General features: G+C 71.4%; 21 protein-coding genes and 1 pseudogene. 11 read left to right on the top strand and 11 right to left on the bottom strand.

What is annotated here, in order from left to right:
• The first annotated feature begins 2 nt into the window (after positions 1-2).
• The 6 genes from ACZ60B_RS18610 to ACZ60B_RS18585 all read left to right on the top strand — a co-directional run bounded on the left by ACZ60B_RS18610 (position 3) and on the right by ACZ60B_RS18585 (position 7,714).
• Entirely contained in the window at positions 3-1,196 is a 1,194-nt protein-coding gene (locus ACZ60B_RS18610; protein ID WP_469388209.1) for an ABC transporter substrate-binding protein, read from the top strand.
• A gap of 55 nt (positions 1,197-1,251) precedes the next feature.
• Positions 1,252-4,029, top strand: coding sequence for an ABC transporter permease subunit (locus tag ACZ60B_RS18605; protein ID WP_469388207.1), 2,778 nt, complete (start codon positions 1,252-1,254; stop codon positions 4,027-4,029).
• The gene (locus ACZ60B_RS18600) at positions 4,026-4,733 is read left to right on the top strand and encodes an ABC transporter ATP-binding protein (RefSeq protein WP_469388205.1); all 708 of its coding nucleotides are present in this window, start codon (positions 4,026-4,028) and stop codon (positions 4,731-4,733) included. The genes ACZ60B_RS18605 and ACZ60B_RS18600 overlap by 4 nt, the downstream gene beginning before the upstream one ends.
• A gap of 85 nt (positions 4,734-4,818) precedes the next feature.
• On the top strand, positions 4,819-5,214 hold the full coding sequence (locus ACZ60B_RS18595; RefSeq protein WP_469388203.1) for a C-glycoside deglycosidase beta subunit domain-containing protein: 396 nt from the start codon (positions 4,819-4,821) through the stop codon (positions 5,212-5,214).
• Positions 5,211-6,212: a sugar phosphate isomerase/epimerase family protein gene (locus tag ACZ60B_RS18590; protein WP_469388202.1), complete on the top strand. Its 1,002-nt coding sequence runs from the start codon at positions 5,211-5,213 to the stop codon at positions 6,210-6,212. The genes ACZ60B_RS18595 and ACZ60B_RS18590 overlap by 4 nt, the downstream gene beginning before the upstream one ends.
• Positions 6,209-7,714, top strand: a complete 1,506-nt coding sequence (locus ACZ60B_RS18585) for a GMC oxidoreductase (RefSeq protein ID WP_469388200.1) — start codon at positions 6,209-6,211, stop codon at positions 7,712-7,714. The genes ACZ60B_RS18590 and ACZ60B_RS18585 overlap by 4 nt, the downstream gene beginning before the upstream one ends.
• Positions 7,715-7,824: 110 nt before the next feature.
• Here ACZ60B_RS18585 and ACZ60B_RS18580 read toward each other — a convergent pair whose 3' ends face one another.
• The 10 genes from ACZ60B_RS18580 to ACZ60B_RS18535 form a co-directional block, all read right to left on the bottom strand.
• The gene (locus ACZ60B_RS18580) at positions 7,825-8,472 is read right to left on the bottom strand and encodes a CoA transferase subunit B (RefSeq protein ID WP_469388198.1); all 648 of its coding nucleotides are present in this window, start codon (positions 8,470-8,472) and stop codon (positions 7,825-7,827) included.
• Positions 8,472-9,227 (bottom strand): CoA transferase subunit A, encoded by a 756-nt coding sequence (locus tag ACZ60B_RS18575; protein ID WP_469388196.1) that lies wholly within the window; start codon positions 9,225-9,227, stop codon positions 8,472-8,474. The genes ACZ60B_RS18580 and ACZ60B_RS18575 overlap by 1 nt, the downstream gene beginning before the upstream one ends.
• 15 nt (positions 9,228-9,242) lie before the next feature.
• Complete coding sequence (locus ACZ60B_RS18570) at positions 9,243-10,022, bottom strand: SDR family NAD(P)-dependent oxidoreductase (RefSeq protein WP_469388194.1); 780 nt, start codon at positions 10,020-10,022, stop codon at positions 9,243-9,245.
• Positions 10,019-10,774: an SDR family NAD(P)-dependent oxidoreductase gene (locus ACZ60B_RS18565; RefSeq protein WP_469388192.1), complete on the bottom strand. Its 756-nt coding sequence runs from the start codon at positions 10,772-10,774 to the stop codon at positions 10,019-10,021. The genes ACZ60B_RS18570 and ACZ60B_RS18565 overlap by 4 nt, the downstream gene beginning before the upstream one ends.
• Positions 10,771-11,742, bottom strand: a complete 972-nt coding sequence (locus ACZ60B_RS18560) for a fumarylacetoacetate hydrolase family protein (protein WP_469388191.1) — start codon at positions 11,740-11,742, stop codon at positions 10,771-10,773. The genes ACZ60B_RS18565 and ACZ60B_RS18560 overlap by 4 nt, the downstream gene beginning before the upstream one ends.
• 91 nt (positions 11,743-11,833) lie before the next feature.
• Positions 11,834-12,772: a VOC family protein gene (locus ACZ60B_RS18555; protein WP_469388189.1), complete on the bottom strand. Its 939-nt coding sequence runs from the start codon at positions 12,770-12,772 to the stop codon at positions 11,834-11,836.
• 11 nt (positions 12,773-12,783) lie between these two features.
• Entirely contained in the window at positions 12,784-13,788 is a 1,005-nt protein-coding gene (locus tag ACZ60B_RS18550) for an amidohydrolase family protein (RefSeq protein ID WP_469388187.1), read from the bottom strand.
• A complete protein-coding gene (locus tag ACZ60B_RS18545) occupies positions 13,785-14,915 on the bottom strand; it encodes an FAD-dependent oxidoreductase (protein ID WP_469388186.1) in 1,131 nt (376 codons plus the stop codon). Before ACZ60B_RS18545 ends, ACZ60B_RS18550 begins: the two co-directional genes overlap by 4 nt.
• Before the next feature lie 23 nt (positions 14,916-14,938).
• Positions 14,939-15,904, bottom strand: a complete 966-nt coding sequence (locus ACZ60B_RS18540; RefSeq protein WP_469388184.1) for a cyclase family protein — start codon at positions 15,902-15,904, stop codon at positions 14,939-14,941.
• Positions 15,901-16,902, bottom strand: a complete 1,002-nt coding sequence (locus ACZ60B_RS18535) for a fumarylacetoacetate hydrolase family protein (RefSeq protein WP_469388182.1) — start codon at positions 16,900-16,902, stop codon at positions 15,901-15,903. The genes ACZ60B_RS18540 and ACZ60B_RS18535 overlap by 4 nt, the downstream gene beginning before the upstream one ends.
• A 167-nt stretch (positions 16,903-17,069) precedes the next feature.
• Between ACZ60B_RS18535 and ACZ60B_RS18530 the strand changes: the two genes are divergently transcribed.
• Together ACZ60B_RS18530 and ACZ60B_RS18525 are read left to right on the top strand one after the other, a co-directional pair.
• Entirely contained in the window at positions 17,070-17,981 is a 912-nt protein-coding gene (locus ACZ60B_RS18530; RefSeq protein WP_469388181.1) for a LysR family transcriptional regulator, read from the top strand.
• Positions 17,982-18,273: 292 nt separating this feature from the next.
• Entirely contained in the window at positions 18,274-19,500 is a 1,227-nt protein-coding gene (locus ACZ60B_RS18525; protein ID WP_469388179.1) for an MFS transporter, read from the top strand.
• Positions 19,501-19,583: 83 nt separating this feature from the next.
• Here ACZ60B_RS18525 and ACZ60B_RS18520 read toward each other — a convergent pair whose 3' ends face one another.
• Complete coding sequence (locus tag ACZ60B_RS18520) at positions 19,584-20,546, bottom strand: hypothetical protein (RefSeq protein ID WP_469388177.1); 963 nt, start codon at positions 20,544-20,546, stop codon at positions 19,584-19,586.
• Positions 20,547-20,931: 385 nt separating this feature from the next.
• Between ACZ60B_RS18520 and ACZ60B_RS18515 the strand changes: the two are divergent.
• The 3 genes and pseudogenes from ACZ60B_RS18515 to ACZ60B_RS18505 form a co-directional block, all read left to right on the top strand.
• Positions 20,932-21,285 (top strand): annotated as a pseudogene (locus tag ACZ60B_RS18515) (dihydrofolate reductase family protein); the annotation flags it as partial.
• 602 nt (positions 21,286-21,887) lie between these two features.
• Positions 21,888-23,132, top strand: a complete 1,245-nt coding sequence (locus tag ACZ60B_RS18510) for a DUF3500 domain-containing protein (RefSeq protein ID WP_469388176.1) — start codon at positions 21,888-21,890, stop codon at positions 23,130-23,132.
• Positions 23,129-24,586, top strand: coding sequence for a HupE/UreJ family protein (locus ACZ60B_RS18505; protein WP_469388174.1), 1,458 nt, complete (start codon positions 23,129-23,131; stop codon positions 24,584-24,586). The genes ACZ60B_RS18510 and ACZ60B_RS18505 overlap by 4 nt, the downstream gene beginning before the upstream one ends.
• Positions 24,587-24,637 lie beyond the last annotated feature (51 nt).

Below are 24,637 nucleotides of genomic sequence, written 5' to 3'. Positions count from 1 at the left end.
CGATGGCTTCCAGATTCCGGATCGGCGCGGTGGTGACCGCGGCGGCCCTGCCGCTCACCGCCTGCTCCGGCACCACCGCCGCCCAGAGCGACACGATCACGGTGGGCATGTTCGCCACCACCAGCGCCGCGACGTCCGCGGCCTTCGTGAACACCTGGTCGGTGGACGGCGTCAAGGCCGGCCTCAAGGCGATCAACGACGCCGGCGGGATCGACGGCAAGAAGGTCACCCTGAAGGTCTGCGACAACGCGGGAGACCCCAACCGGGACGCCGCCTGCGCCCGCCAGGCCGTACAGGAGAAGTGGGTCGCCGTCGTCGGCGGCTTCGACCCCTACGCCCCGAGCCAGACCCTGCCGATCCTGGAGGCCGGCAGCGTCCCCTACCTCGGATTCCTCCAGGGCACCCCGACCGAGTACCAGAGCAAGGTCTCCTTCCCGGTCTCCATCGGCACGGTCGGCGGATACGTCGGCACCTTCAGCCAGATGGTCGACGACGGCTGCAAGAAGCCCGTCTTCATCGGCGCCAACGACGCCGGAAGCGATGTCACCTACGCCCAGGCCAAGGACGTCTTCGGCAGCGCCCCCGGGGTGACCTTCGAGGGCGCGATCCAGTTCACCTCCGGCACCACCGACGTCACCCCCACGGTGGCCGACGCGCTCGCCCAGAACCCTGACTGCGTGTCCTTCGGAGGCGGCGGCAACGACGCGGCCAAGGTCTTCTCCGCCGTCCGCAAGGCCGGCAGCAAGGCCACCCTCTACGCCTCGCCCGGCGTCCTGCAGCCCCAGGTCATCGCGGCCCTCGGCAAGACCGCCGAAGGCATCAAGGGCGCCTCGGACGCCCCGCTGCCCAACAGCTCCGACGCCTCCGTCAAGAAGTTCACCGCCGACCTCGAGAACTACAGCGACAAGGCGGTCCCCAACGACTTCTCGCTCATCGGCTACTCCGCGGCCCAGCTCCTCGGCAAGGCGCTGACCGGCCTGCACGACCCCAGCGCGAAGGGCCTGCTGGACAAGCTCGACACCATGTCCGGCGTGCAGGTCATGAACTTCCCCGCCCTGGACTTCACCAAGACCCGCAGCAGCAAGCGCTACCCGCGGATGTTCAACAGCAGCGTCTGGTACGGCGTCGTCGAGGACGGCCAGTGGACCAGCAGCGGCTCCGAGTCGGCGACCGACATCGGCCAGTACATCAAGTGATCCGGTCCGGGGCCGGCCGTCCGCCGGCCCCGGTCCACCGGAGTGAGGCCAAGTCATGAATCTCTTCCTGCAGTTGCTCGTTCTCGGTTGCGCCACCGGAGGCATCTACGCGATCAGCGCCATGGGCGTCGTCGCCGTCTTCCGGAGCTCGGGGGTCATCAACTTCGCCCACGGCTCCGTGGCGATGGCCGGCGGCTACCTCATGTACTCCGTCGCCGACAGCCTCGGTCTCAGCCACCTGATCGCCATACCCGCAGGCGTCCTCGCCTCGGCCGCGCTCGGCTGGCTGGTCCACGTCCTGGTGATCCGCCCGCTCGCCGAAAGCTCCACGCTCACCCGGGTGATCGCCACCCTGGGCGTGTTCGTCGTCCTCCAGCAGGCGATCGTGCTCACCTACGGCAGCGCGCTGAGGATCCCCCAGCCCTACCTGCCCACCACGTCGATCCACGCCGGACCCGTCGCCGTCGGCGCCGACCAGCTCATCCTCTTCGTCTTCTCGTGCGCGCTGACCACCGCCCTGTGGGCCGTGTTCAAGTACACCCGGTTCGGCCTGGCGACCTCCGCCGTCGCCGAGAGCCCCCGCTCGCTCGCCGCGCTCGGCTGGCGCGTCGGCCGGCTGCGCGCCGTGAACTGGGCCCTGGGCGGCGCACTCGCCGGCGTGGCCGGCATCGCCCTCGCGCCGAGCCTGCAACTCCAGCCCAACAGCTTCGCCCTGCTGATCATCCCCACCCTGGCCGGCGCCGTCCTGGGCGGCCTGCGCTCCTTCCCGCTCACCCTCCTCGGCGGCATCACCCTCGGTGTCCTCCAAGCCCTGTGCGCGCACTACCTCGACGTCACCGGCATCGGCGACGCCGTACCGTTCCTCGTGATCATCGGCGTGCTCGTGCTCATGGGCCGCTCGCTGCCCCTGCGCAGCCACGTCAACGAGCGGCTGCCCCGCGTCGGCAGCGGCAAGGTCCGCCCGGTCCGGCTCCTGGTCGTGACCGTCCTCGCCGTGGTCGCCGTACAGACCCTGCTCGGCGTCGACCTGCTCGACGGTCTGACCGTCACCCTCGTCACCTCGGTCATCCTGCTGTCCCAGGTCGTCGTCACCGGATACGCGGGTCAGCTCTCCCTCGCCCAGGTGCCCATCGCCGGCGTCGGCGCCATCATCGCCGGACGGCTCCTGGCCTCCACCGGGATGCCGTTCCTGCTGGCCGTCGTCGTCGGCGGCGCCGCCGCGATCCCCGTCGCGCTCGCCGTGGGACTGCCCGCCCTGCGCGCCCGGGGCGTCAGCCTCGCGGTGGCCACCCTCGGCTTCGGAGTGGCCATCAACGCCGTCATCCTGCGCAACAACAAGCTCAACGGCGGCGCCGGCGGCCTGGAGGTCGGCTTCCAGAACGTCTTCGGCATGGACATCAACTCGATCGTCTACCCGGCCCGTTACGCCATCGTGTGCGGCCTGGCCTTCGTCCTGCTCGCGCTCGTGGTCGCCAACGTGCGCCGCGGCCGCGTGGGCCGGCGCATGCTCGCCGTACGCACCAACGAACGCGCCGCCGCGGCGCTCGGCGTGGACGTCGCCTCCACCAAGCTGTACGCCTTCGTCCTGGCCGGAGTGATCGCCGGTATCGGCGGGGTCCTCGGCGCCTTCCGCAACCCGACCCTCACCTTCGCCTCCTACGACCCGCTCACCTCGGTCAACAGCCTGATCCAGTCGGTCATCGGCGGTATCGGCTACATCCCCGGAGCCCTGCTCGGCGGCATCGGCCAGAACGGCGGCCTGGCAACGGCCGTGGCCAACACCTGGCTGTTCGACATCGCCCAGTACCTCGTACTGATCCTCGGCATCGGACTCATCGTCCAGGTCATCGTGCAGCCCAACGGCATCGCCGACGTGATCGCCCACCCACAGCGGAAGAAGAAGCCGTCACGAGGGGTCGCGCTCCTCGGCCGAGTGCGCCCCCGCAAGCCGGGCCTGCGACTGCCGGCCCCCCTCGTCCGCCGTCAGGCCGCGGCGGTCGACGCCCAGATCGCGGCCGCGCGCGCCACCGTGCCCCGCTCCACAGGAGGCCGCCTGGCGGTCGAGGACGTGACCGTCCGCTTCGGCAGCGTCACGGCCGTCGACGGCGTCACCTTCACCCTCGACCCCGGTGAGGTCGTCGCCGTCATCGGACCCAACGGCGCCGGCAAGACGACGCTGATGGACGCCGTCTCCGGATTCGTCCCCAGCGGCGGCACCGTGGCCCTGGACGAGCGGCCCCTGTCCGGGCTGCCCGCCTTCCGCCGCACCCGGAGCGGCCTGACCCGCTCCTTCCAGTCCCTGGAACTGCTCGAGGACATGACCGTCCTCGACAACCTGCGCTGCGCGAGCGACCCGACGGACGCGCTGTCCTACCTGGCCGACCTCGTCCACCCCGACCGCGGCCACATCACCCCCGCCACCGTCGCCGCCATCGACACCTTCGGACTCGCCGAGCACCTGCACCAGCGGCCCGACGAACTGGCGTACGGCATCCGCCATCTGGTCGCCATCGCGCGGGCGGTCGCCGCAGCACCCAAGGTCCTCATGCTCGACGAACCCGCCGCGGGACTGTCCGAAGTCGAACGCACCCAAGTGGGCGACCTGATCCGCCACTTGGCCGACGACTGGGGCATCGCCGTCCTCCTGGTCGAGCACGACGTCGAACTCGTACGACGCGTCTCCGACCGTGCCATCGCCCTCGACTTCGGGAAGCAGATCGCCGCCGGCACACCGGACGAGGTGCTGGCCGACCCCCGCGTCGTCGACGCCTACCTCGGTGGCGCGCAGCCCGCGCCGGCCGGCGCGAACACCACGCCGAAGGAGCAGCCATGACCCCGGCCCTGCGCACCCGCGGCCTCACCGCCGGATACGGCGAGGTCGCCGTCGTGCACGACCTCGACCTGGAGGTGCACCCTGGAGAGATCGTGGCGCTCATGGGCGCCAACGGCGCCGGCAAGACCACCGCCCTGCTCACCGCCGCCGGAGCCCTCGAACCCCTCGGCGGAGAACTCGAAGTGCTCGGCTCCGCCGACCCGCGTGAGGACCTGCGCGACCGCGCCGCACGCGGCCTCGCCCTGCTCACCGACGACAAGTCCGTCTTCCGCACCCTCACCACCCGGGAGAACCTGCGCCTGGGACGCGGCTCCATCGACCTCGCCCTGGCCGCCTTCCCCGAACTGGAGCGCCTGCTCGACCGCCCCGCCGGCCTCCTGTCCGGAGGCGAACAGCAGATGCTCGGCCTGGGGCGGGTCCTGGCAGCCCGCCCCAAGCTGCTCCTCGCCGACGAACTCTCCCTCGGCCTGGCACCGATCGTCGTGCACCGACTGCTCGGCGCCGTAAGGGAGTTGGCCGCCTCCGGCTGCGCGGTGCTGCTCGTCGAACAGCAGGTCCGCCTCGTCCTCGACGTCGCCGACCGCGGCTACGTCCTGCAACGCGGCCGGGTCGCCCTGTCCGGCACCGGCGAGGAGCTCCGACGTGACCGCGCCGCCATCGAACACTCCTACCTCTCCGTCACCACCGAGAGCCAGAAGGGCTGAACGTGCTCGACCCCGACACCACCCACCGGCACGGCCCGCGCCGCACCCGCCGCGGCAGCGCCCGCAGCCGCAAGGGAGAACAGTGATGGGCCCCCTCGACGACCAGGTGCTGCGCGACGACGCCCTCACCGCCACCCCCGACGGCCTCGACATCTCCGTCCACACCCACTGGTACCGGGCCCTGCCGCTGACCTGCATCTCCCGCATCGACCTCATCCTGGACGGCGTTCCCACCGTTCCGCAGGTCACGGTCAACGGAGTCCGCCGCACGCGCGCCGAACTCGCCGAACTGGACCAGGAGTACTGGTTCACCACCGACCCGCTCGTCCTGCACATCCCCGGGGGCCCGGGGGACGCCGCCGAGCACCGCGTCCAGCTCGAACTCGGCCTGTCCATCCCGTACATCCTCACCGGCCCCGACCGGCAACCCCTGCCGGCCACCAGCCGAACCGACCGCACCCTGACCGCGAGGCGACCGTGACCGAGACCGACGCCGGGCTGCCGCGCCTCGGCACCACCCTGTTCAGCCTCACCCTCGAACAACGCCGCCCCGGCAACGACGTGTTCACCATGATCCGGGAGATCGGCAGGCAAGGCCTGGGACCAGGGCTGGAGATGGTCGCCTTCCAGAGCCTGCGCGGCTGGCCGCGCCCCGACGACACACTGCTGCGCGCCGTGCGCGACACCATCGACGAAGCCGGCCTGACCCCCTCCTGCCTCGCCGTCAACCTCGACCTCGCGCTGCGCCCCGGCCGGCTCCTCACCGGCGCCGAAGCGTACGACTACCTCGCCGTACAGCTCCGTGGCGCCGCCGCCATGGGATTCCCGGTGGTCCGTGTCGGCGCGGAGTGCACACCGGCCGTACTCATCCGACTGCTGCCGCTCGCCGAGGAGTTGGGCGTACGCATCGGTGTCGAGATCCACAGCCCGCTCACCCTGGACGCGCCGCCCGTCGCCGCGCTCAAGGAACTGTTCACCCGCCTCGACACCGAATGGCTCGGATTCATCCCGGACTTCAGCGCCAGCATGAGAGCCGTCCCGGAGGCCGTCGCCGACGCCCACCGCGCTGCCGGCGTCCCGGCCGAGCTCACCGCACTCGCCACCCGGGTCTGGGCCGAACCGGGCCCGACCTTCGCCAAGTTCGGCGAACTGGAGCAACGAGCCACCGCACTCGGCGCCCGCCCCGACCACATCGGCCACCTGAAGATGCTGCTCACCATGCACGGGCGGATGGAGCCCCGCCAGTGGGCCGACTTCTTCCCGCACGTCGTCCACATCCACGGCAAGTTCTACGGCGTCGTGGACGGACAGGACCCCTCGATCGACTACCCGGCCGTCCTCGACGTCCTGCGCGCGCAGCACTACACCGGCTTCATCTCCAGCGAGTACGAAGCCCACGCGTACACCGCCCGCCACGACGCCTTCGACCAGGTGGCCGCGCACCAGCGGATGTGCAAGAGGCTTCTGGAGCACGCATGAACGACACCGCCCCCGCCCGGAACCGCGTCCTCGTCGTGGGCAGCGGACCCACCGGCGCGACCTACGCCCGCCTCCTGTCCGAGGCGCTGCCGCACGCCGAGGTGACCGTGGTGGACGCCGGACCCCGGCTCACCGAGCCGCCCGGCATGAACGTCAAGAACATCCCCGATCCCGCCGCACAGGCCGCCGCGCGCGACGCGTCGCAGGGACGGGCGGGCACCGCGGGCGTCGCCGGCATCCCCCAGGGCAGCGCCGTCGAGGGCACCGTCACCGCGCGGCACGGCACACACCTCATCGGCAGTCCCGCACCCGGCTCCGCGGGAATGCCGGCGGCAGCGGTCTCCACCTGCGTGGGCGGCCAGGGCGCCCACTGGACCTGCGCCACCCCGCGGCCGACCGGCAGCGAGCGGATCGACTTCATCGACCCCGTCGAATGGGACGAGCACCTCGCCGCCGCCGAACGACTGCTGCACACCAACCACACCGCGTTCTCGAGCATCCCCCGGACCGAGACCCTGCTCGAACTGCTCGCCGAGGAGTTCCCGACCTTCCCGGTGCGCCGACTGCCGGTCGCGGCGGACAGCCGGGCCGACGGCACACTGCGCTGGGGCGGCACCGACGTGATCCTCGGCCGGGCGAGCCGCGTCCGCCTGCGCCCCCGCACCCTGTGCACCCGGCTGCTGCTGTCCGGGAACCGGGTGACAGGAGCCGTACTCCACGACCTGGACTCCGGGGAGGCGGAGCAGTTCACCGCGGACGCCGTGGTGGTCGCCGCCGACGCGGTCCGCACCCCCCGGTTGCTGTGGGCCTCCGGCATCCGGCCACCCGCGCTGGGGCGTCACCTCACCGAACACCCGCTCCTGTTCGGCGTGGTGGCGGTACGGCCCGGGGTCCTTCCCAGGACCTCGCCGGAGCACGTCGACCCGATCACCACGGCCGTCAACCTCGGCTTCAGCGACACGGAGCACCCCTTCCACGCCCAGCTGATGTTCAGCCCGACCTGCCCCGTCCCCCTGCCGCCGGCCCATCCCCAGGCGAACAACCCGGACGGCTACATCGGCATGGGCTGGGGCGTACGCAAGTGGCCCCGGGACACCGACCGGCTGATCTTCGACGACGACGCGCCGGACGAGTTCGGCCTGCCGGGCATCCGGATCGCCTACGACCTCACCGAACGCGAGGAGGCGGAACTGGCCACCGCGCGATCGGTGGCCACCCGCACCGCGGCACTCTTCGGCGACTTCCTGCCGGGCATGCCGCGCGTGATGCCGGCGGGCAGCTCGCTGCACTACATGGGCACCTTCCGGATGGGAGCCGCCGACGACGGACACAGCGTGTGCGACACGTACTCGCGTCCCTGGGGCGTGGAGGGCCTGGTCCTCGCCGGCAACGGCCTGATCCCGACGGCGAACGCCTGCAATCCGACCCTGACCGGCGTCGCACTCGCCGTGAGGGGGGCGGGCAGGCTCGCGTCACTGCTTTCACGGGCAGAGCAGGACTGAGCCGGAGCCCGTCGCGGGGGCGCGAGCGCAAGTCGGCCCGTGGCCAGGGGGACGTCCCCCTGGCCACGGGCCTTGCCACTCGCACCGGCCGGTGAACTGCCGTGGCACGTTCACACGGCAGTGGTGCTGTCCACGCGGAGCGGCGCGTTCGTGCAGGCGGTGACGTCCTCGATCGTGACGCCGGGGGCGGTTTCGACGAGGGTGAGGCCCTCCGGGGTGATGTCGAGGACGCCGAGGCCGGTGATGACGCGGTGCACGCACTGCTCTCCGGTGAGCGGGAGGGTGCATTCCTCGAGGATCTTGGGGCTGCCGTCCTTGGCGGTGTGTTCCATGAGGACGATGACCCGCCGGGCGCCGTGGACGAGGTCCATGGCGCCGCCCATGCCCTTGACCATCTTGCCGGGGATCATCCAGTTGGCCAGGTCGCCCCGTTCCGAGACCTGCATGGCACCCAGTACGGCCGTGTCGATGTGGCCGCCGCGGATCATGCCGAAGGAGAGGGCGGAGTCGAAGAAGCTCGCGCCGGGCAGGACGGTGACGGTCTCCTTGCCCGCGTTGACGAGGTCGGCGTCGACCTCTGTCTCGGTGGGGTAGGGGCCCGTGCCGAGGATGCCGTTCTCGGAGTGCAGGACCACGTGCACGCCGGCCGGCAGGTGGCCGGGGATCAGCGTCGGCAGGCCGATGCCCAGGTTGACGTAGGAGCCGTCGGTGAGTTCGGCGGCGGCGCGGGCGGCCATCTGGTCGCGGGTCCAGGCCATCAGGAACGTACCGTCCTCTTCTCGATCTTCTTGTCGGCGGCTTCCTCGGCGGTGAGCGCCACGATCCGCTGGACGTAGATGCCGGGCAGGTGGATCTCGTCGGGGCGCAGTTCTCCGGGTTCGGCGAGTTCCTCGACCTCTGCGACCGTGACGCGGCCGGCCATGGCGGCCGGCGGGTTGAAGTTGGCGGCGGCCTTCCGGAAGACGAGGTTGCCGTGGCGGTCGCCGCGCCAGGCCCGTACGAGGGCGAAGTCGGTGACGATGCCGTGCTCCAGGACGTGCGTGCGGCCCCCGAAGTCGCGGGTCTCCTTGGGCGGGGAGGCCACGGCGACCGAGCCGTCGGGCGAGTGCCGCCAGGGCAGTCCGCCCGCGGCGACCTGCGTACCGACGCCTGCCGGGGTGAAGAAGGCCGCAATACCCGCACCGCCGGCCCGCAGGCGCTCGGCCAGCGTGCCCTGGGGCACCAGTTCGACCTCGAGCTCTCCGGACAGGTACTGCCGGGCGAACTCCTTGTTCTCGCCGACGTAGGAGCCGGTGACCCTGCTGATGCGGTGCGCGGCGAGGAGTACGCCGAGGCCGCGGCCGTCGACGCCGCAGTTGTTCGAGACGACCTTCAGATCCCCGGCGCCGTGCGCGTACAGGGCGCGGATGAGGGTTTCGGGTACGCCGCTGAGACCGAAACCGCCGACGGCCAGCGAGGCGCCGTCGGGAATGTCGGCGACCGCTTCCGCGGCGCTCGCTCGGACCTTGTTCATGCGGAGGAAGTCCTTTCAGGGGCTCGCGCCGGGCAGGACGGCGGACCAGCCGCCGTCGACGACGAGGTTGGCCCCCGTGATGTAGGCGGCTTCGTCGGAGGCGAGGAAGACGGCGGCGTTGACGACGTCGTCGGGGTCTCCGACGCGGCCGAGCGGGATGTGGCGGGCGATGGCGCGCATCGGGTGGTCGTCGGAGAGGAGATTGGTGCGGGAGCCCGCGGTGTCGATCAGGCCGGGGCTGACGCAGTTGGCGCGGATGCCGTGCGGGGCGCCTTCGGCGGCGAGTTGGCGGGTCAGCGCGATGACGGCGCCCTTGGAGGCGGAGTGCGCGGTCCGCTGGTTGGTGAGCGAGCCGGTGAGCCCTGCGGTGGAGCCGACGGTGAGGACGCAGCCGCGGCTGCGCCGCAGATGCGGCCAGGCGGACCGTACGGTCAGCCACACCGAGTCCAGTTCGGCCCGCATGGTGAAGGCGAAGTCCTGGTAGGGCTGGCTGTCGACCGGTCCGAAGCGGACGGCGCCCGCGTTGGCGTAGACGATGTCGATGCCGCCGAAGGCGTCCACGGCTTCCTCGACCCAGGAGGAGACGGACCGCTCGTCGGTGACGTCCAGGGGGCCGGGGGTCAGCGCGGTCCCGCCTTCGCGGGCGATGAGGCGCTGCGTGTCGAGTGCCTCCTCGTGCAGCAGGTCACCGCCCACGACGAGCGCGCCCTCGGCCGCGAAACGCAACGCCGCGGCCCGCCCCTGGCCGCGGGCGGTCCCGGAGATCAAGGCCACCTTGCCGTCGAGCCGCTTCATGCGCCGGCCTCCCCGAGGAGCGCGTCCGACACGGACTTCACGCCGCCGTGCGCGGTCAGGCCGCCGTCCACGGCGATCTCCGCACCGGTGATGAAGGAGGACTCGCTCGACAGGAGGAAGACGACCAGCGGGGTCACCTCGGCCGCGGTGCCCGTGCGCCCGAGCGGGGTCTCGCGAATGTTGGCGTCGCGGAAGACGGGTGCGGCGGAGGCGGTCATCTCGGTCTCGATGTAGCCGGGGTGGATCGTGTTGACGCGGATGCCGCGCGGGCCGAGTTCCGTGGCCGCGGTCTTCGACAGGCCGCGCAGGGCCCATTTGCTGGTCGTGTAGGCGACCGGGTAGTGAGCGGTGAGGGCCGCCGAGGATCCCACGTTCACGATGGACGCGCCGGGCGGCATGAGCGGCGCGAGGTGCTGGATGCCGAGCAACGGGCCCGTCACGTTGACCGCGTGGACCCGGGCCAGATCCTTCGGGCGCACGTCGCCGACGCGGGCGCGCCAGGTGATGCCGGCGTTGTTCACCAGGCCGTGCACCTGCCCGTACGTCTCCTGGAGCTCGGCGGCCAGCTCGGCCCAGTCCTGCTCGCTGGTGACGTCGAGGCGACGACAGCCCTCGGCGGACGTGACGTCGGTGGCGACGACGCGGGCTCCCTCCCGCACCAGCGCCTCGGCCTCGGCGGCGCCCTGGCCGCGGGCGGCTCCGGTGACCACGACGACCTTGCCGAGCAGCCGCTTGGGGTGCAGGTCGCTCACGGCCTCTCCCGGGAGCGGCGCCGGCCGGCGGGGAGGGGCACGGGGTCGGCGCCGGGGACGACGGTGTTGGTCACGGAGCCGATGCCTTCGACCGTGAGCGTGACGGTGTCGCCGGGCTCGAGCGGCGGCGGGGTCCGTTCCCCGCGTACGCCCCACAGCTCGGCGAGGCAGCCGCCGTTGCCGCAGGTACCGGAGCCGAGCACGTCGCCCGGGACGACCCGGGTGCCGCGGGAGGCGTAGGCGACCATCTCCTCGAACGTCCAGCTCATGTTGGACAGCAGATCCCTGCCGACGACCTCGCCGTTGACCTCGGCAGTGAGCTCCAGCCTCAGGAAGCCCTCCTCGTCCCGGTACGGCTCGAGCTCGTCGGCGGTGACCAGGCAGGGGCCGAGGGTGGTGGCGGTGTCCTTGCCCTTGCACGGGCCGAGTCCGACCTTCATCTCGGCGGACTGCAGGTCCCGTGCGGACCAGTCGTTGAAGACCGTGTAGCCGATGATGTGGTCGCGTGCCTGGTCGGGCGTGAGGTCGCGGCCCTCGCGGCCGATGACCGCGGCGACCTCCAGCTCGAAGTCCAGGACGGCGGAGCCCGGCGGCATCGGGATGTCGTCACCCGAGGCGTAGATCGCGTGCGGGTTGGTGAAGTAGAAGGTGGGCGCGGCGTACCACTGCTCGGGCACCCCTCCGGTGCCCTCCACGGAGCGGCGTACGCCTTCGACGTGCTCCTCGAACGTGACGAAGTCCCGCACGGACGCGGGCCGCAGCGGTGGCAGCAGGCGTACCTGGGAGACGTGCGGGCCCGGGGCGACGTCGAGGGTGGCGGCACCGAGGTCGAGGAGCGAGGACAGACCGTCCCCGGCGGCGATGACCTCGGTCAACGAGCGGACGCCGGGCACGGGATACAGCACGCCGTCGTCGTCGACCACGGCGACGCGGGGCTGGTGCTGGTGTTCGTAGGCGACGAAGCGCATGAGCAGCTCCTGGCTGGGGCTCGGCCCGGGGCGCGGCGCTGTGTGTCAGGTCAGGCGACAGGCCGTCGCGCCCCGGGAGTTCGGGGAGGGATCAGACCGGCGGGGCGACGAAGCAGCCGCGGTCGGGGTCGTTGAAGGACTCCTTGGCGACCAGTTCGTTCATCGGGTTGGCGGTGCCCCACTGGTCGGTGACCTCGGGCTGGGAGAAGTCGTAGACGTGCGGGTGCCAGGTGTCCTCGTCCAGGCACTCCAGCTCGGTGGTGTACTCGACGGTGTTGCCGTGCGGGTCGAGGAAGTACGTGAAGGTGTTGTCGCCGGCCATGTGGCGGCCGGGGCCCCAGATCTTCTGGAAGCCGGCGCGGATGACCCGGCCGGAGCCGCGCATGTACTCGTCGATGCCGCGCATCTCGAACGACACGTGGTGCAGGGAGGTGTGCGGGCCCTTCGCCAGGGCCATCGAGTGGTGCTGGTCGGAGATCCGCATGAAGTGCATGACCTCGCCCATGTGCGGCGAGCTCAGGGTGTCGGAGAGCCGGAAGCCGAGGTGGGTCTCGTACCAGGCGCGGGTGCGGTCCAGGTCGGGGGAGTTGAGGACCACGTGGGACAGCTTGACCGGGATCGACTCCTTCTCCTCGATCTTGCGGTGCTGCCGTACCGCCACGTCGGCCGAGACCTCGACGGTCCGGCCGTCCACGTCGAAGAAGCGGAAGCCGTACCCGCCGCCGGGCGTGTCCACGGTGCCCGGCCGCGTGATCAACCGCACGCCGCCGGACAGGAGTCGCTCGGCGAGGGTGTCGACGTCGGCGGGCGTGGCGGCTCCGTAGGAGACGAGGTCGAGGCGCTTCTCCTCGGCCTTGCGCAGCCGGACGACGTACTGCTCGGGGGAGCCCTCCGCGGCGAGGAAGGAGATCCCGGAGTCCTCGGCGACCTTGGTCAGACCCCAGACGCCCGCGTAGAAGTCGAGTTGTCTGTCGTAGTCGGGCACGGCCAGGTCGACGTGCCGCAGATGGGTGAGCAGTCGTGCGCTCATGGGGTTCCTCCTCAGGACAGGGTCAGGTCGAGCAGGGCGGAGGCGGTGCCGCCGCGGATGGCCTCGAAGTCGGCCTCGGGGACCTGCGCGGCGCGCAGCGCGCCGAGGGGGTCCTCCGTGCCCATGTCGAAGGGGAAGTCGGAGCCGAGCAGCACCCGGTCGGGTCCGGCGACCCGGATCAACTCCCGCAGGACGGACGGGTCGTGCACCAGCGAGTCGAAGTACAGGCGCTTCAGATAGCTGCTGGGCGGTCGGGCGCAGCCGGCGGACGCGTCGGTGCGGGCGGCCCAGGCGTGGTCGGAGCGGCCGATGTGCGTGGGCAGATAGCCACCGCCGTGGGCGGCGATCACCTTCAGCGCCGGGTGGCGGTCGAGGACTCCCGAGAAGATCAGGTGCGACAGCGCGACGGCGTTCTCGGTGGGCTGTCCCACGGTGTTGGACAGGTACCACTGGTCCAGACGCTCGTCCAGCGTGCAGCCGAAGGGGTGCAGGAAGACGACGGCGCCCGTCTCCTCCGCCCGGGACCAGAACGGCTCGTAGGCCGGGTCGGACAGTTCCCGGCCAGGGGCGTGGCTGGAGATCTCCACCCCGGCCAGACCCTGTTCCAGTGCGTGATCGAGCGCGCGCACCGTGTGCCCGGGGTGTTGGAGCGGTGCGAGGCCGAGGCCGCGCAGCCGGTGCGGGGCGGCCGAACAGTGCGTGGCCGTCGCCTCGTTGGCCAGCCGGTACAGCTTCTCGGCGGTCTCCTCGTCCGTCCAGTAGTGGTAGTGCGAGGGGGAGGGGCTGACGAGCTGGACGTCGACGCCCTGCGCGTCCATCGCGGCCAGCCGTGCGGCCGGGTCGGTGAGCCGCGGGACGCGTTCGCGCACCATGGGGCCGCTGACCGCGAGGGCCGCGGGGCCGTTGCGCCGCGCGTCCAGCGCTCTCGCCGTCGCCTGCCCGGGCAGGCCCTCCACGAGTGATTCGACTTCCGGCAGCAGCACGTGCGCGTGGACGTCGACGGTGGGCGCGGTCACGGCAGCTCCCTGAGCATCGTCATCGTGCGGCCCATGAGACCGGGCACGTCCGCGTCGCGTACGCCGTCGAGCTGCCACTGCCCGATCTGCACGGACGCCTCGACCACCGGACGGACGCGGGCGATCCGCCGGTCGTAGTACGACTGGAGGAGCGCGTCGTCCCAGACCTCGGCGCCGGTCAGCAACTGCACGAGCACCCAGGCGTCCTCCAGGGACAGGGCGGCGCCCTGGGCGAGGGTGGGCGGACAGCAGTGGGCGGCGTCGCCGACGAGGACCACGCGGCCCCGGTGCCAGGAACCCTCGACCAGCATCCGGTCGAACCAGCTGTAGTTGACCTTCGCCGGATCGGTGATGTGCTCGGTGATCTCCGGCCAGGATCCTCCGTAGGCCGCGGTGAGGCCGCGCATCTCGTCGGCGTAGGACTCCGGCGGGATCGACGCCCGGTCGCGGTTGGCCTCGACCACGTAGGCGTAGATCGTGGTGTCGCTCGTCGGACAGTACCCGGCGATGTAGGCCGGACCGCCGTAGGCGAGATCCGTGCGGGTCACGCCGTCCGGCCGTGGCACCGCGACGCGCCAGATGGCCATGCCGGTGGGTTCCGGCTTGGCGGTGATCCCGATGGCCGCGCGGGTGGTGGAGCCCATCCCGTCGGCGGCGACCACCAGGTCGTAGCGGTCCTCGGTGCCGTCGGTGAAGCGCACGCTCACACCGGAGTCGTCCTGCTCCAGGTGCTCGACGCGGGTGCCGAGGCGCACCGAGGCGCCGCTGCTGCGTACGGCGTCGATCAGGATGCGCTGGAGCCGGGGGCGCTGCATGCCGACGGTGGCGGGCAGGTCGTCGCCGCCGGTGCGGATGTCCTCGGCGACGTGCAGGACCGTACCGTCGGGAGCGGTGATGCCGACGGACCCGAAACCGAAACCGGAGGCGCTGACCTCCTGCCACACGCCCAGCTCGCGCAGGACCCGCAGGGCGTTGCCCTGCAGGGTGATGCCCGAGCCGGCGGTGGCGTTCCAGTCGTCCTTCGCCTCGATCAGGTCGACGCTCAGACCGGCCCGGCGCAGCAGAATGGTCATGGCGTTACCGGCGGCGCCACCGCCGATCACCAGGACCGTGCGGGCTGTGTTCATGGGGAACTCCGTTGTCGAGCGAGTCACTTGACCGCGATCGGGTTGACGGGGGAACCGACGGCGCCGGTGATGCGCAGCGGAGCGGCGGTGAGCCAGAACTCGTACACGCCGTCTTCCGCGCAGTCCTCGGCCAGGGCTTCCAGGTCCCACATCTCGCCGATGAGGAGTCCGATGTTGGGTATCGCGACCTGGTGCAGGGGCTGGAAGGCGTTCTCGAACTCGTTGGGGCGGACCTCGAAGCCCCAGGTGTCGGTGGCGATCGCGGCGATCTCGGTGCCGTGGAGCCAGCCGGCCGTGGTGAAGGACAGGCCCGGCGCGGGGCCGCCGGCGTAGTCGCCCCACCCGTCCCGGCGGACGCGCGCGAGCTGACCGGTGCGCACCAGCACGATGTCGCCGCGTCCCACGCTCACCCCGTGCGCCTCGGCGGTGGCGGTCAGGTGCTCCTGGGTGACGGCGAATCCGTCGGGCAGCTCGCCCGCGGTGCCCACGACCCGTCCCACGTCCAGGAGCACGCCGCGCCCGGCCACATGAGGGGCCATGTGCTCGATGCCGGTGACCAGGTCGCCGTCGGAGGTGACGACCTCCTCGGCCGCGCGACCGTTCCACGCCTTGCCGTGGTCGAAGATGTGCCCCAGCCCGTCCCACTGCGTGGAGCACTGCAGCGGCATGGCGATCACGTCGTCTGCGCCGCCGATGCCGTGCGGGAACCCCTGCCGGCCGAGGGCTGCGTCGGTGCCGGTGTCCAGCATGGTGTGCACCGGGTTGGTGCGCCGCCGCCAGCCCTTCTGCGGGCCGTCCATGTCGAAGGACTGCGACAGCGAGAAGCTGACCCCGCGCCGGACGAGCCCGGCGCCCTGGCGGCGCTTGTCCTCGTCCAGGAAGTTCAGGGTGCCGAGCCGGTCGTCCTCGCCCCAACGGCCCCAGTTGGAGTACGCCTTGGCCGCCAGCGCGATCGAGCGCCCCGGGTCACGGGGATCGACGGCGGTCATGCCTTCGTCTCCGCCACACATCGGGTGCGCTGGGCGCCGAGCCCGGTGACCGAGCCGTCCATGACGTCGCCGTCGCGCAGCAGCCGGCCCCAGTGCATGCCGTTGCCGGCCGGGCTGCCCGTGAGCACCAGGTCGCCCGGGAGGAGATGAGCCGTCTGCGAGGCGTACGACACCATCCGCGCGACCTTGAAGATCATGTCCTTGGTCGACTCGTCCTGCATGGTCTCGCCGTTGAGCTTCAGCGTCACGCGCAGGTCGTCGGGGTTGGCGATGGACTCCGCGGGCACGATCCACGGGCCGAGCGGCGTGAAACCGGGCGCGTTCTTGCTGCGCAGCCAGTCGGTGCCGATCTGCGGCATGTCCCGGCGGAAGACGGTCGACCGGTCGGTCAGATCGTTGGCGATCGTGTAGCCGGCGATGTGTGCGGCCGCCTCTTCGACGGACACCCGGTACGCGGGCCGGCCGATCACGACCGCCAGTTCCAGCTCCCAGTCCGGCTTCTCGGCCCAGGCGGGCAGCACGACGTCGTCGTAGGGACCCGTGATCGCGCTGGGCAGGCCGATGAACACATAGGGCAGGTCCTCGGCCGCCCGCCGGTCCATGATCTCGGCCGCCTCCGCCCGCCGTTCGGCCTCGGGCCGGTCGTCGCCGGGGGCGCGGTGGGCGACGTGCAGGTCGATCACGTGCTGCCGGTAGTTCGCACCCGACTGGAAGATCTGACGCGGCTCGACCGGGGCGTGCACCTGAAGGTCCGTGATCGGTGTGCGGCCGGCACCGGTGTCGGCGGCCAGGGCGCGCAGCTGCGGCAGGATCTCGTCCCAGCGCTCCAGCAGGTCCAGCACGGTCAGCCGTTCGTCACCCAGCGCGGCCCGAAGGTCGAGAGCGTTGCCGTCAGGCGTGACGAGAGCGGGAAAGCGAGGCCCGTCGGGGGCCGAGAGAGTCGCGAGGGCGAACGGTCCGGCGAAGAGTGCGGACGCGGATTCAGGTTTCACGGACATGTCCTCCTGATTGCGGTGCGACTAATCTGAACCCCGGACCACCGATCAGGGAAATCGATTCTGTGGATGACCTCAATCCATTCCGTGGATCCCATTTCACGGATCCCATTCCATGGCCCCAGTCCATGGATCTCTCCGGGTCGGTATCGCTCTGCAGAGGAACCCTCATGAACCTGGCCCGCCTGGACCTCAACCTCGTCGTCGCTCTGCGCGCCCTGCTGGAGGAGCGCAACGTCACCCGTGCCGGGCAGCGCGTCGGGCTCAGCCAGCCCGCGATGAGCGCCGCCCTGTCCCGGCTGCGCCGGCACTTCGACGACGACCTGCTCGCCCGCGTCGGCGGCCACTACGAGCTGACCGCGCTGGGACAGGTGCTCCTGGACCGGACCGCCACCGCGTACGACGTGCTGGAACGCCTCTTCGCCAGCCAGGCGGACTTCGACCCGGCCAACGAGGACCGGGAGTTCAGACTGGTGGCGTCCGACTACGCCGTCGCGGTCTTCGGCGCCGAACTGGCCCGCGTGATCCACGAGGAGGCGCCCGGGATCAAGCTGCGCTTCTCGCAGACCCCGACGACCGTGGTGGACGACACCGCCACGCTGCTGAGCGCCTGCGACGGGCTGTTCATGCCGCACGGCGTCATCAGCGACTTCCCCGCCACCGACCTCTACGACGACCGGTGGGTCTTCCTCGTTGCGCAGGACCACCCGAGCGTCGACGACCGGCTCACCCGCAAGGACCTGGCCCGCCTGCCCTGGGTGACGTACCAGCGCACGTACGACGCACCGGCGGTGCGCCAGCTCGGCATGCTCGGCATCGAACCGCGCGTCGAAGTCTCCGTCGACAGCTTCCAGTCGCTGCCGCTCCTCGTCGCCGGCACCCGGCGCATCGCGCTGGTCCAGCAGCGCATGGCCCGGATGATGGAACCCATCGCCGCCGTCCGGGTGGTGGAGCCGCCCTACGAAGCCGTACCGCTGCGGGAGGCACTGTGGTGGCATCCGGTGCACACCCACGACGCGGCACACATCTGGCTGCGCGAGACCGCCGCCCGCGTCGGGGCCCGTCTGGGCCCTCAAGACTGAGCGGGGCTCATGGGACTCCTCGTATGCCGGTCCGTCGGGCGGGAGACCGCCGGGCCCGGCGCAGCCCGCGACACCGCTATCCACGCACTGGATCAGGAGCATCGGCAACTTGGATGACGTGAGGGCTGGGCAGGCAGGGACCCGGAACGCATAGTCGTGGGACACCACCGCGCCGGTCGGCCGCCCGCGGGACTGCCTCCACGGCAGATCCGGTCCGGCCCGGTCCGGCCCGGTCCGGTCCGGCCCGTCGCACGGGGCCCTTTCCCTCCCTCACGTCCCACGGAGTGTCGCCATGCCCGCTTCCGCCGCCCCGCCCGCTCACGAACAGGCGGGGGACCCGGCCGTCAGCGGCAGGCTGCCCGCCGTGCTGCTGATGGCGGGCAGCTGCCTGCCGATCCTGGGAGCCGTCCTCATCGCTCCGGTCCTCCCGCGTATGCAGGACCACTTCGCACACGTCTCGGGCGCCGAGGCTCTCGTCCCCCTCGTGCTCACCGTCCCCGCCCTCTCCCTGGCCGTGCTCGCCCCGTTCGCCGGAGTTCTCGTCGACCGGCTCGGCCGCAAGCGCCTGCTGGTCGTGGCCACCGTGCTGTACGCCCTGTTCGGCACCGTCCCGCTCTGGCTGGGATCGCTCCACGGCATCGTGCTCAGCCGCGTCCTGGTGGGCGTCGCCGAAGCGGCCATCATGACCTGCTGCACCACGCTGATCGGCGACTACTACAGCGGCCGGACCCGCGACCGGTACCTCGCGCTGCAGACCATGTGCGCATCGGCGTCCGCCACACTCTTCTTCGTCCTGGGCGGGGCCCTGGGCTCGATCGGCTGGCGAGCGCCCTTCTGGCTGTACGCCGTCGGACTGCTGCTCGCTCCGGCGATGGCCCGGGTGCTGCCGACCCCACGTCCGACGACCGAGCCGGCGGCATCCGGCCGGCACCCGTTCCCGCTGCGGCGCATGGCGGGGATCTGCGCGCTGACCGTCTTCGGCGCCGTGGTCTTCTACACCGTGCCCGTGGAGATGTCGTACCTCATGGACGACCTGGGCGTGCGGTCCACCGGCGCGGTGGGCGCGGCCACGGCACTGGCCAGCGCGGCCACCGTCGTGGGCTCGGTGCTCTTCACCAGGCTCACCGATCGGCCCCGCCGCCGTATGCCGCTCCTCTTCCTCCTGTGCGCCGTGGGCTTTCTGCTGATGGGAGCGACGGACCACATCACCCTTCTCATCGCCGGAGCCGTCGTCAACTGCGTCGGTACGGGGCTGCTCCTGCCCTCCCTGCTGACGACGGCGCTGTCCCGGCTCGACTTCGCCGACCGCGGACGTGGCACCGGCCTGTGGACGGCGGCCTTCTTCCTCGGCGAGTTCGCCTGCCCGCTCGCCCTGCTGGCAGCCAAGGGCATGCTCGGCACCCTGGCCTCGGCCGTCGTCCTCCTCGGCCTGCTCACGACGCTGGCCGCGGCCGCACTGCTCCCCCTGACCCGCCGATCACCGAAGACAGTGCCCCAGCACGTTCCCGAAAGCAGCTGACTCCGACGGGCCACCGCGTCGGCGTCCCCGTGGCACGGACAGCAGCTCGGCCGACCCACGGTGCGCCGACGTCACGGGGGCCGTCAGCGTGAAGTGGCCGCGCGCAGCGCCCACTCGTGCACCGCCGCGGTGTGGAGGGCGGTCTCCAGGTTGTGGGCCTCGTCCGCCGACGGATCGTCCCTGCCGAAGACGCGGTCGGCGAGATCGGCGAGCGTGTCACTGTCCTCGGGTGTCGGTGCGAACAGCACGCTGTACAGCGTGTCGAAGCTCTCGGGCTGGGCTTCGGCCGCCTCCACACCGGTCCAGACACCCGCGCACCGAAGCTGCAGCAGGGTGATGAAGGAACGGAGAGCGTCCCGCTGGACGTCCGGGTCGGCGTCGGCGTGCAACCGTGCCCGCAGGTCGGCATACAGCTGCGGCAGACCGAGACCCAGTACGCGTGTACCCGCGTAGGTCCACAGCGCCGAACCGGTGCCGCTGCCGCAGGCTTCCCAGCGGTCGTTCCACAGCAGGCGGGTGAAGGCGGAGCGCGCGTGGTCGCCGTGCAGGGAGATACCCAGGACCAGGCCGCCGTTGCAGTCGACCGAGGCGTGGTTCTCACCCCATGCCACGAGCCGGTCCAGCCACGACGGGTCTTCGGTCTTCGGGGCGAGGACGGGCAGGAACTCGGGGAACAGGCCGGCCCCTTCGTGCTTCTCCAGCGTCTCCGCGATGGTGTCCCGCAGGTCCTCGCACGGCAGGTGCAGCAGTCCCAGGCACGCGTCCCTCGACACGTAGTGCGAGTCGTCGACGTGGTCCCAGAGCAGGGGCGTGGCCTCGGCGTATCCCAGGCGGCCCACGGCGTGGAGCACGCCGGAAGGCACGCCGTCGCGCAGTCGGCCCCCCTCGACCGTCGCCTCCCAAAGGCGCGCGGCCAGCCGCCGGTCACCATGGCGGGCAAGGACCGGCACCAGCGCCTCGTGCGCGGCGGGCGCCGAGAGGAACAGCGGAAGAAGCGCCTGCGCATCGGCCGGCCCGCCGTGTCGGAGCACGGCCTCGGCGGCCATGGACTCCCATCGCCGCGCCACCCCCGGGGCGTCATCGCCGGCGCATCGGTCGAGTACGGCCTGCGTGGCCGGGGACAGCGTCAACTTGGCAACCGCCTCTGTGTGGACAACAGCGCACATCATGTCCGAGGCCGTGCACGCGATGCCACGCAGTTTGCGCGACTCGTCGACCTGCCCCGGAACGCCATGCCTCGAGGACCGTCGGGAGGGTCCGCCGACCGCTCCGCCGGGCTGGACGCACGGCAGGTCCTTCCTGCCGGCCGCATCACCGAGTCGCTCCGTCCACTTCAAGTGAGAACGTTTGCAGACTGGTTCGAGCAGCAGCCGAGCCCTGGCACGCGGGCGAACGTTCACGAGATCCGACGACACGGCACTCGCCTCGTCGGCCGGAATCACCGACGCCTACCCGCACCTGCGTCACCTGGTGTTTTCCCGGACCTTGACCGAGAGCCCGGGCCCGGCCGTCGAACTGGTCGCCGACGACCCGGTGGCGACCGTGCGCGAGCTCAAACAGCAGGACGGCAAGGACATCTGGCTACTCGGCGGCGCCGAGCTCGCGGGCTCCCCGTACGCCGAGATCGACACGCTGATCCTCAAGGTCGGCCCGCTGACCATCGGTGACGGAATCCCTCTGTTCTCCCGCAAGGCCGGCTTCGACCCTCAAACCTGGAATCTCGCGGACCACACGGTCCTCAAGAGCGGCGCGGTGATCCTCACCTGCACGCGCGTCAGCAGCTGAGCGTTCCAAGTCGGCGCTCGCCGGCTGCGTGGCCGGACGCGGGTGCGTACAGAGGGTCCCTCAGGCACCGCCGTGGCCGCATGCCACGGCGGTGCCTGCAACGGCCCGTACTCGATGGCGCGGTGCGGTCATTCGACGGCCTCCCGGATGAGAGCTGTTCCTGCGAACGCGCCGTTGGTGAACTTCCCGGCGGTGAGGAAGGCGATGCGTCCGTTCGCGCTCGATCGGGCGCTCCCGCGGCTTGGGGCAAGTCGAGGCGGGTGCCGAGACGGGAGGGGCTCGGTCGTCGACTCCCTGTCGATGCCCGTGTCTCACGGCTGTGCCGGTTGCTGGAAGCCGGATAAGAGCAACCTGTCAACGAGCCCAGCACTTTTCCTGAATACGCGGAGCAACCCCACCGAAGGGGACACGTTCCGAGGGGTCGCGCCTTGAGGTGTCAACAATATTGCTGATAGTTCTCTCGTCGATCGCGCGCGTGTCCTGGACGGTGCCGCCGGAAGAACCTGCGGCACCGTCTCCCACCCTCGTCCTCAGGGAGTGTCGTGAGCAAAGAGAGAACAAGTCGGGTGCGCAGCCGCAGGGTTCGGCGGGGTATCGCGGGCATGGCCGTCGGAGTGACCCTCGCCGTCGGCGGATTCGCCGTGGCGAACGCTTCGACCACCACCGGTGGGGCGAGCGCGGCGCCGGCCGCCGAGCGTCCCGTCGACAAGAACGCCAAGGGCGTCGCAGCCGTGGTCAGCGCCGCCAACGCGTTCCTGAACACGCTGGACTCCGACCAACAGGCCTCCACGGTCCTGGACTTCTCGCAGGCGAACGCGACCGCCTGGTCCAATCTGCCGTGTGGTTCCTCCTGTCGGCCAGGCATCGGCCTCGGCACCCTGACCGATGACCAACTGGCCTCGGCGGAAAACGTGTTGAAGGTCGCCCTCGGCTCCGGCAAGGACACCGGCTACGAGCACGTGCTGCAGACCCTCAAGGCCGACGACGTGCTCGCCTCGGCGGAGGCCACCAGCTCCGCCTCCGGCGCGCCCACCTCGGAGCCGACCGGCTCGGCCACCACGGAGCCGACCGACTCCGCGTCCGCGGAACCGACCGCCTCGGACTCGGCCGCACCCACCTCGACCGCCACCGATCTCCCCACCGGCGCGCCGCCCTCCGGTGGCCCCGGCGGCGGAGGCCCCGGCGGCTTCTCTTACGGCAGCGGCTCCTACTACCTGGCCTTCCTCGGCACCCCGTCGGCGGACGGCACCTGGCAGCTGCACTTCGGCGGCCACCACCTCGCCGTCAACATCACCTACAAGGACGGCAAGGCCGCCGGTGCCAGCCCCTTCTTCACGGGTGTCGAGCCGACCAGCTGGACCGCCGACGACGGCACCACGTACGCGCCGCTCGCGAAGTTCCGCGACGGCCTGCTGAAGCTGACCGGCAGTCTGAGCACCGGCCAACTGGCCCAGGCCAAGCTGTCCCAGTCCTTCGGCGACGTGCTGCTCGGCCCCAGCCAGGACGGCAAGTTCCCGGAGACCAAGGAAGGCATCAAGGTCAGCGAGCTGTCGCCCAAGCAGCAGAAGCTGGTCCTGGCCGCCATCCACCCGTGGGTCGCCGACGTCGACGACGCCACGGCGGACCGGCTCATGAAGACGTACGCCAAGGAGCTGTCCGAGACCTACGTCGCCTACTCCGGCGGCACGGGTCTGGACACCCAGGGCGACTACGTCCGCATCGACGGTCCCAGCGTCTGGGTCGAGTTCGTCTGCCAGAACGGCGTGGTCTTCCGCGACAAGATCCACTACCACACCGTGTACCGGGACCACACCCGCGACTACGGCAGCGAGTTCTCGTTCTCATGACCCGACCGCGAACCTGGCTGACCGCAGCACTCGTACGCCTGGTGGCCGGGATCGCGATCGCGGTGCCGGCGGCGCTCCTGACCGGGGCGTCGCCGGCCGCCGCGCATCCGATGCCGCACTCGGTCGTGGAACTCGACGTCCACCAGGCCGCGGTGGAAGCGCGGCTGGAACTCCCGGTCGGCGAGTTCGCCGTGGCCAGCGGCATCGACCTGAGCGACGCCACCCGGGCCACGCTGTCCCGGAGGGCCGCAGCCGTCCGCGCGTATCTCGGACGGCACATCCGCCCGGCCACAGCCTCGGGCACGCGGTGGCAGGTCACCGTCGGCGCGCTCAGCATCGGCCGCGCCCGACAGACCTCGACCGGCCAGTATCGCGAGCTGGTCGCCGAGGCCGTGCTGACCCCGCCCGCCGGTGCCGACGTACGGCACTTCACCTTCGGCTACGACGTCATCGTCCACCAAGTCGTCACGCACGTAGCCATGGTGTCGGTCCGTCAGGACTGGGCGGCCGGCCGGGTCGACGGCAAGGGCACCACCCAGGTCGGCACCATCCGGATCGACGCCCGGACCATGACGGTCCCGGCCCTGAAGGTCGACCTCGGCGACGGCAGCGTCTGGCGCGGATTCCGCGCGATGGTCGAACTGGGCGGCGACCACATCCTCACCGGCACCGACCATCTGCTCTTCCTGCTGATCCTGCTCCTGCCCGCGCCCCTGGCGGCCCGTGGGCACCGCTGGGACGGCCTGGTGGCCTCGCGTGCCGCACTCGTACGCATCGGCCGCATCACCCTGGCCTTCACCACCGGGCACTCCGTCGCGCTGGCCGCCAGCGCGCTCGGCCGAGTGGACATTCCCGCCTGGCCGGTCGAGGCGTTCATCGCCGCGAGCATCCTCGTCGGCGCCGTCCACGCCGTCCGCCCGCTGTTCCCGGGCCGGGAGGCGGTCGTGGCCGCGGTCTTCGGACTCGGTCACGGCCTCGCGTTCTCCTTCGTCCTGGCCGAGATGCACCTGTCCACCGGACAACTCGTGACCAGCCTCCTCGGCTTCAACCTCGGCATCGAGCTGGTCCAGCTCCTGCTGGTCTGCCTCGCCCTGCCCTCACTGCTGCTGCTGGCACGCCTGCCCGCACAGCCGGTGCTGCGGCTGACCGGCGCCGTGCTCACCGGCACGGCGGCCCTGGGGTGGCTGCTGGACCGGTTGGGACAGCCCAACCCGGTCGCACGCGCCGCCGACAGCGCCGGATCACACACCACGGCACTGCTGGCCGGGCTGGCAGGGACGGCGGTGACGGCCGTGGCGTGGACACTGACCGCACGGCGACGTCCAGCGGCCGACGGCGCCTCGGAACCCCAGCGCGTCCAGGCGGACCGGGACGACCGGGCCGCGTCGGCGTCCGCCGACCGCCCCTCCGGGCCGCGACCCGACCATGACGGCCGAGACGCGGTACGGAAGTGAGCCAGGCCGGTCTGCTCGCCCCGATCAGGTCGGCCGTCGTGGTGAGCGCCC

This window comes from Streptomyces sp. NPDC104096 (assembly GCF_055584385.1).
The sequence above is the reverse complement of the archived record's forward strand: the minus strand, read 5'-3'. Positions and strand labels throughout refer to the sequence as shown.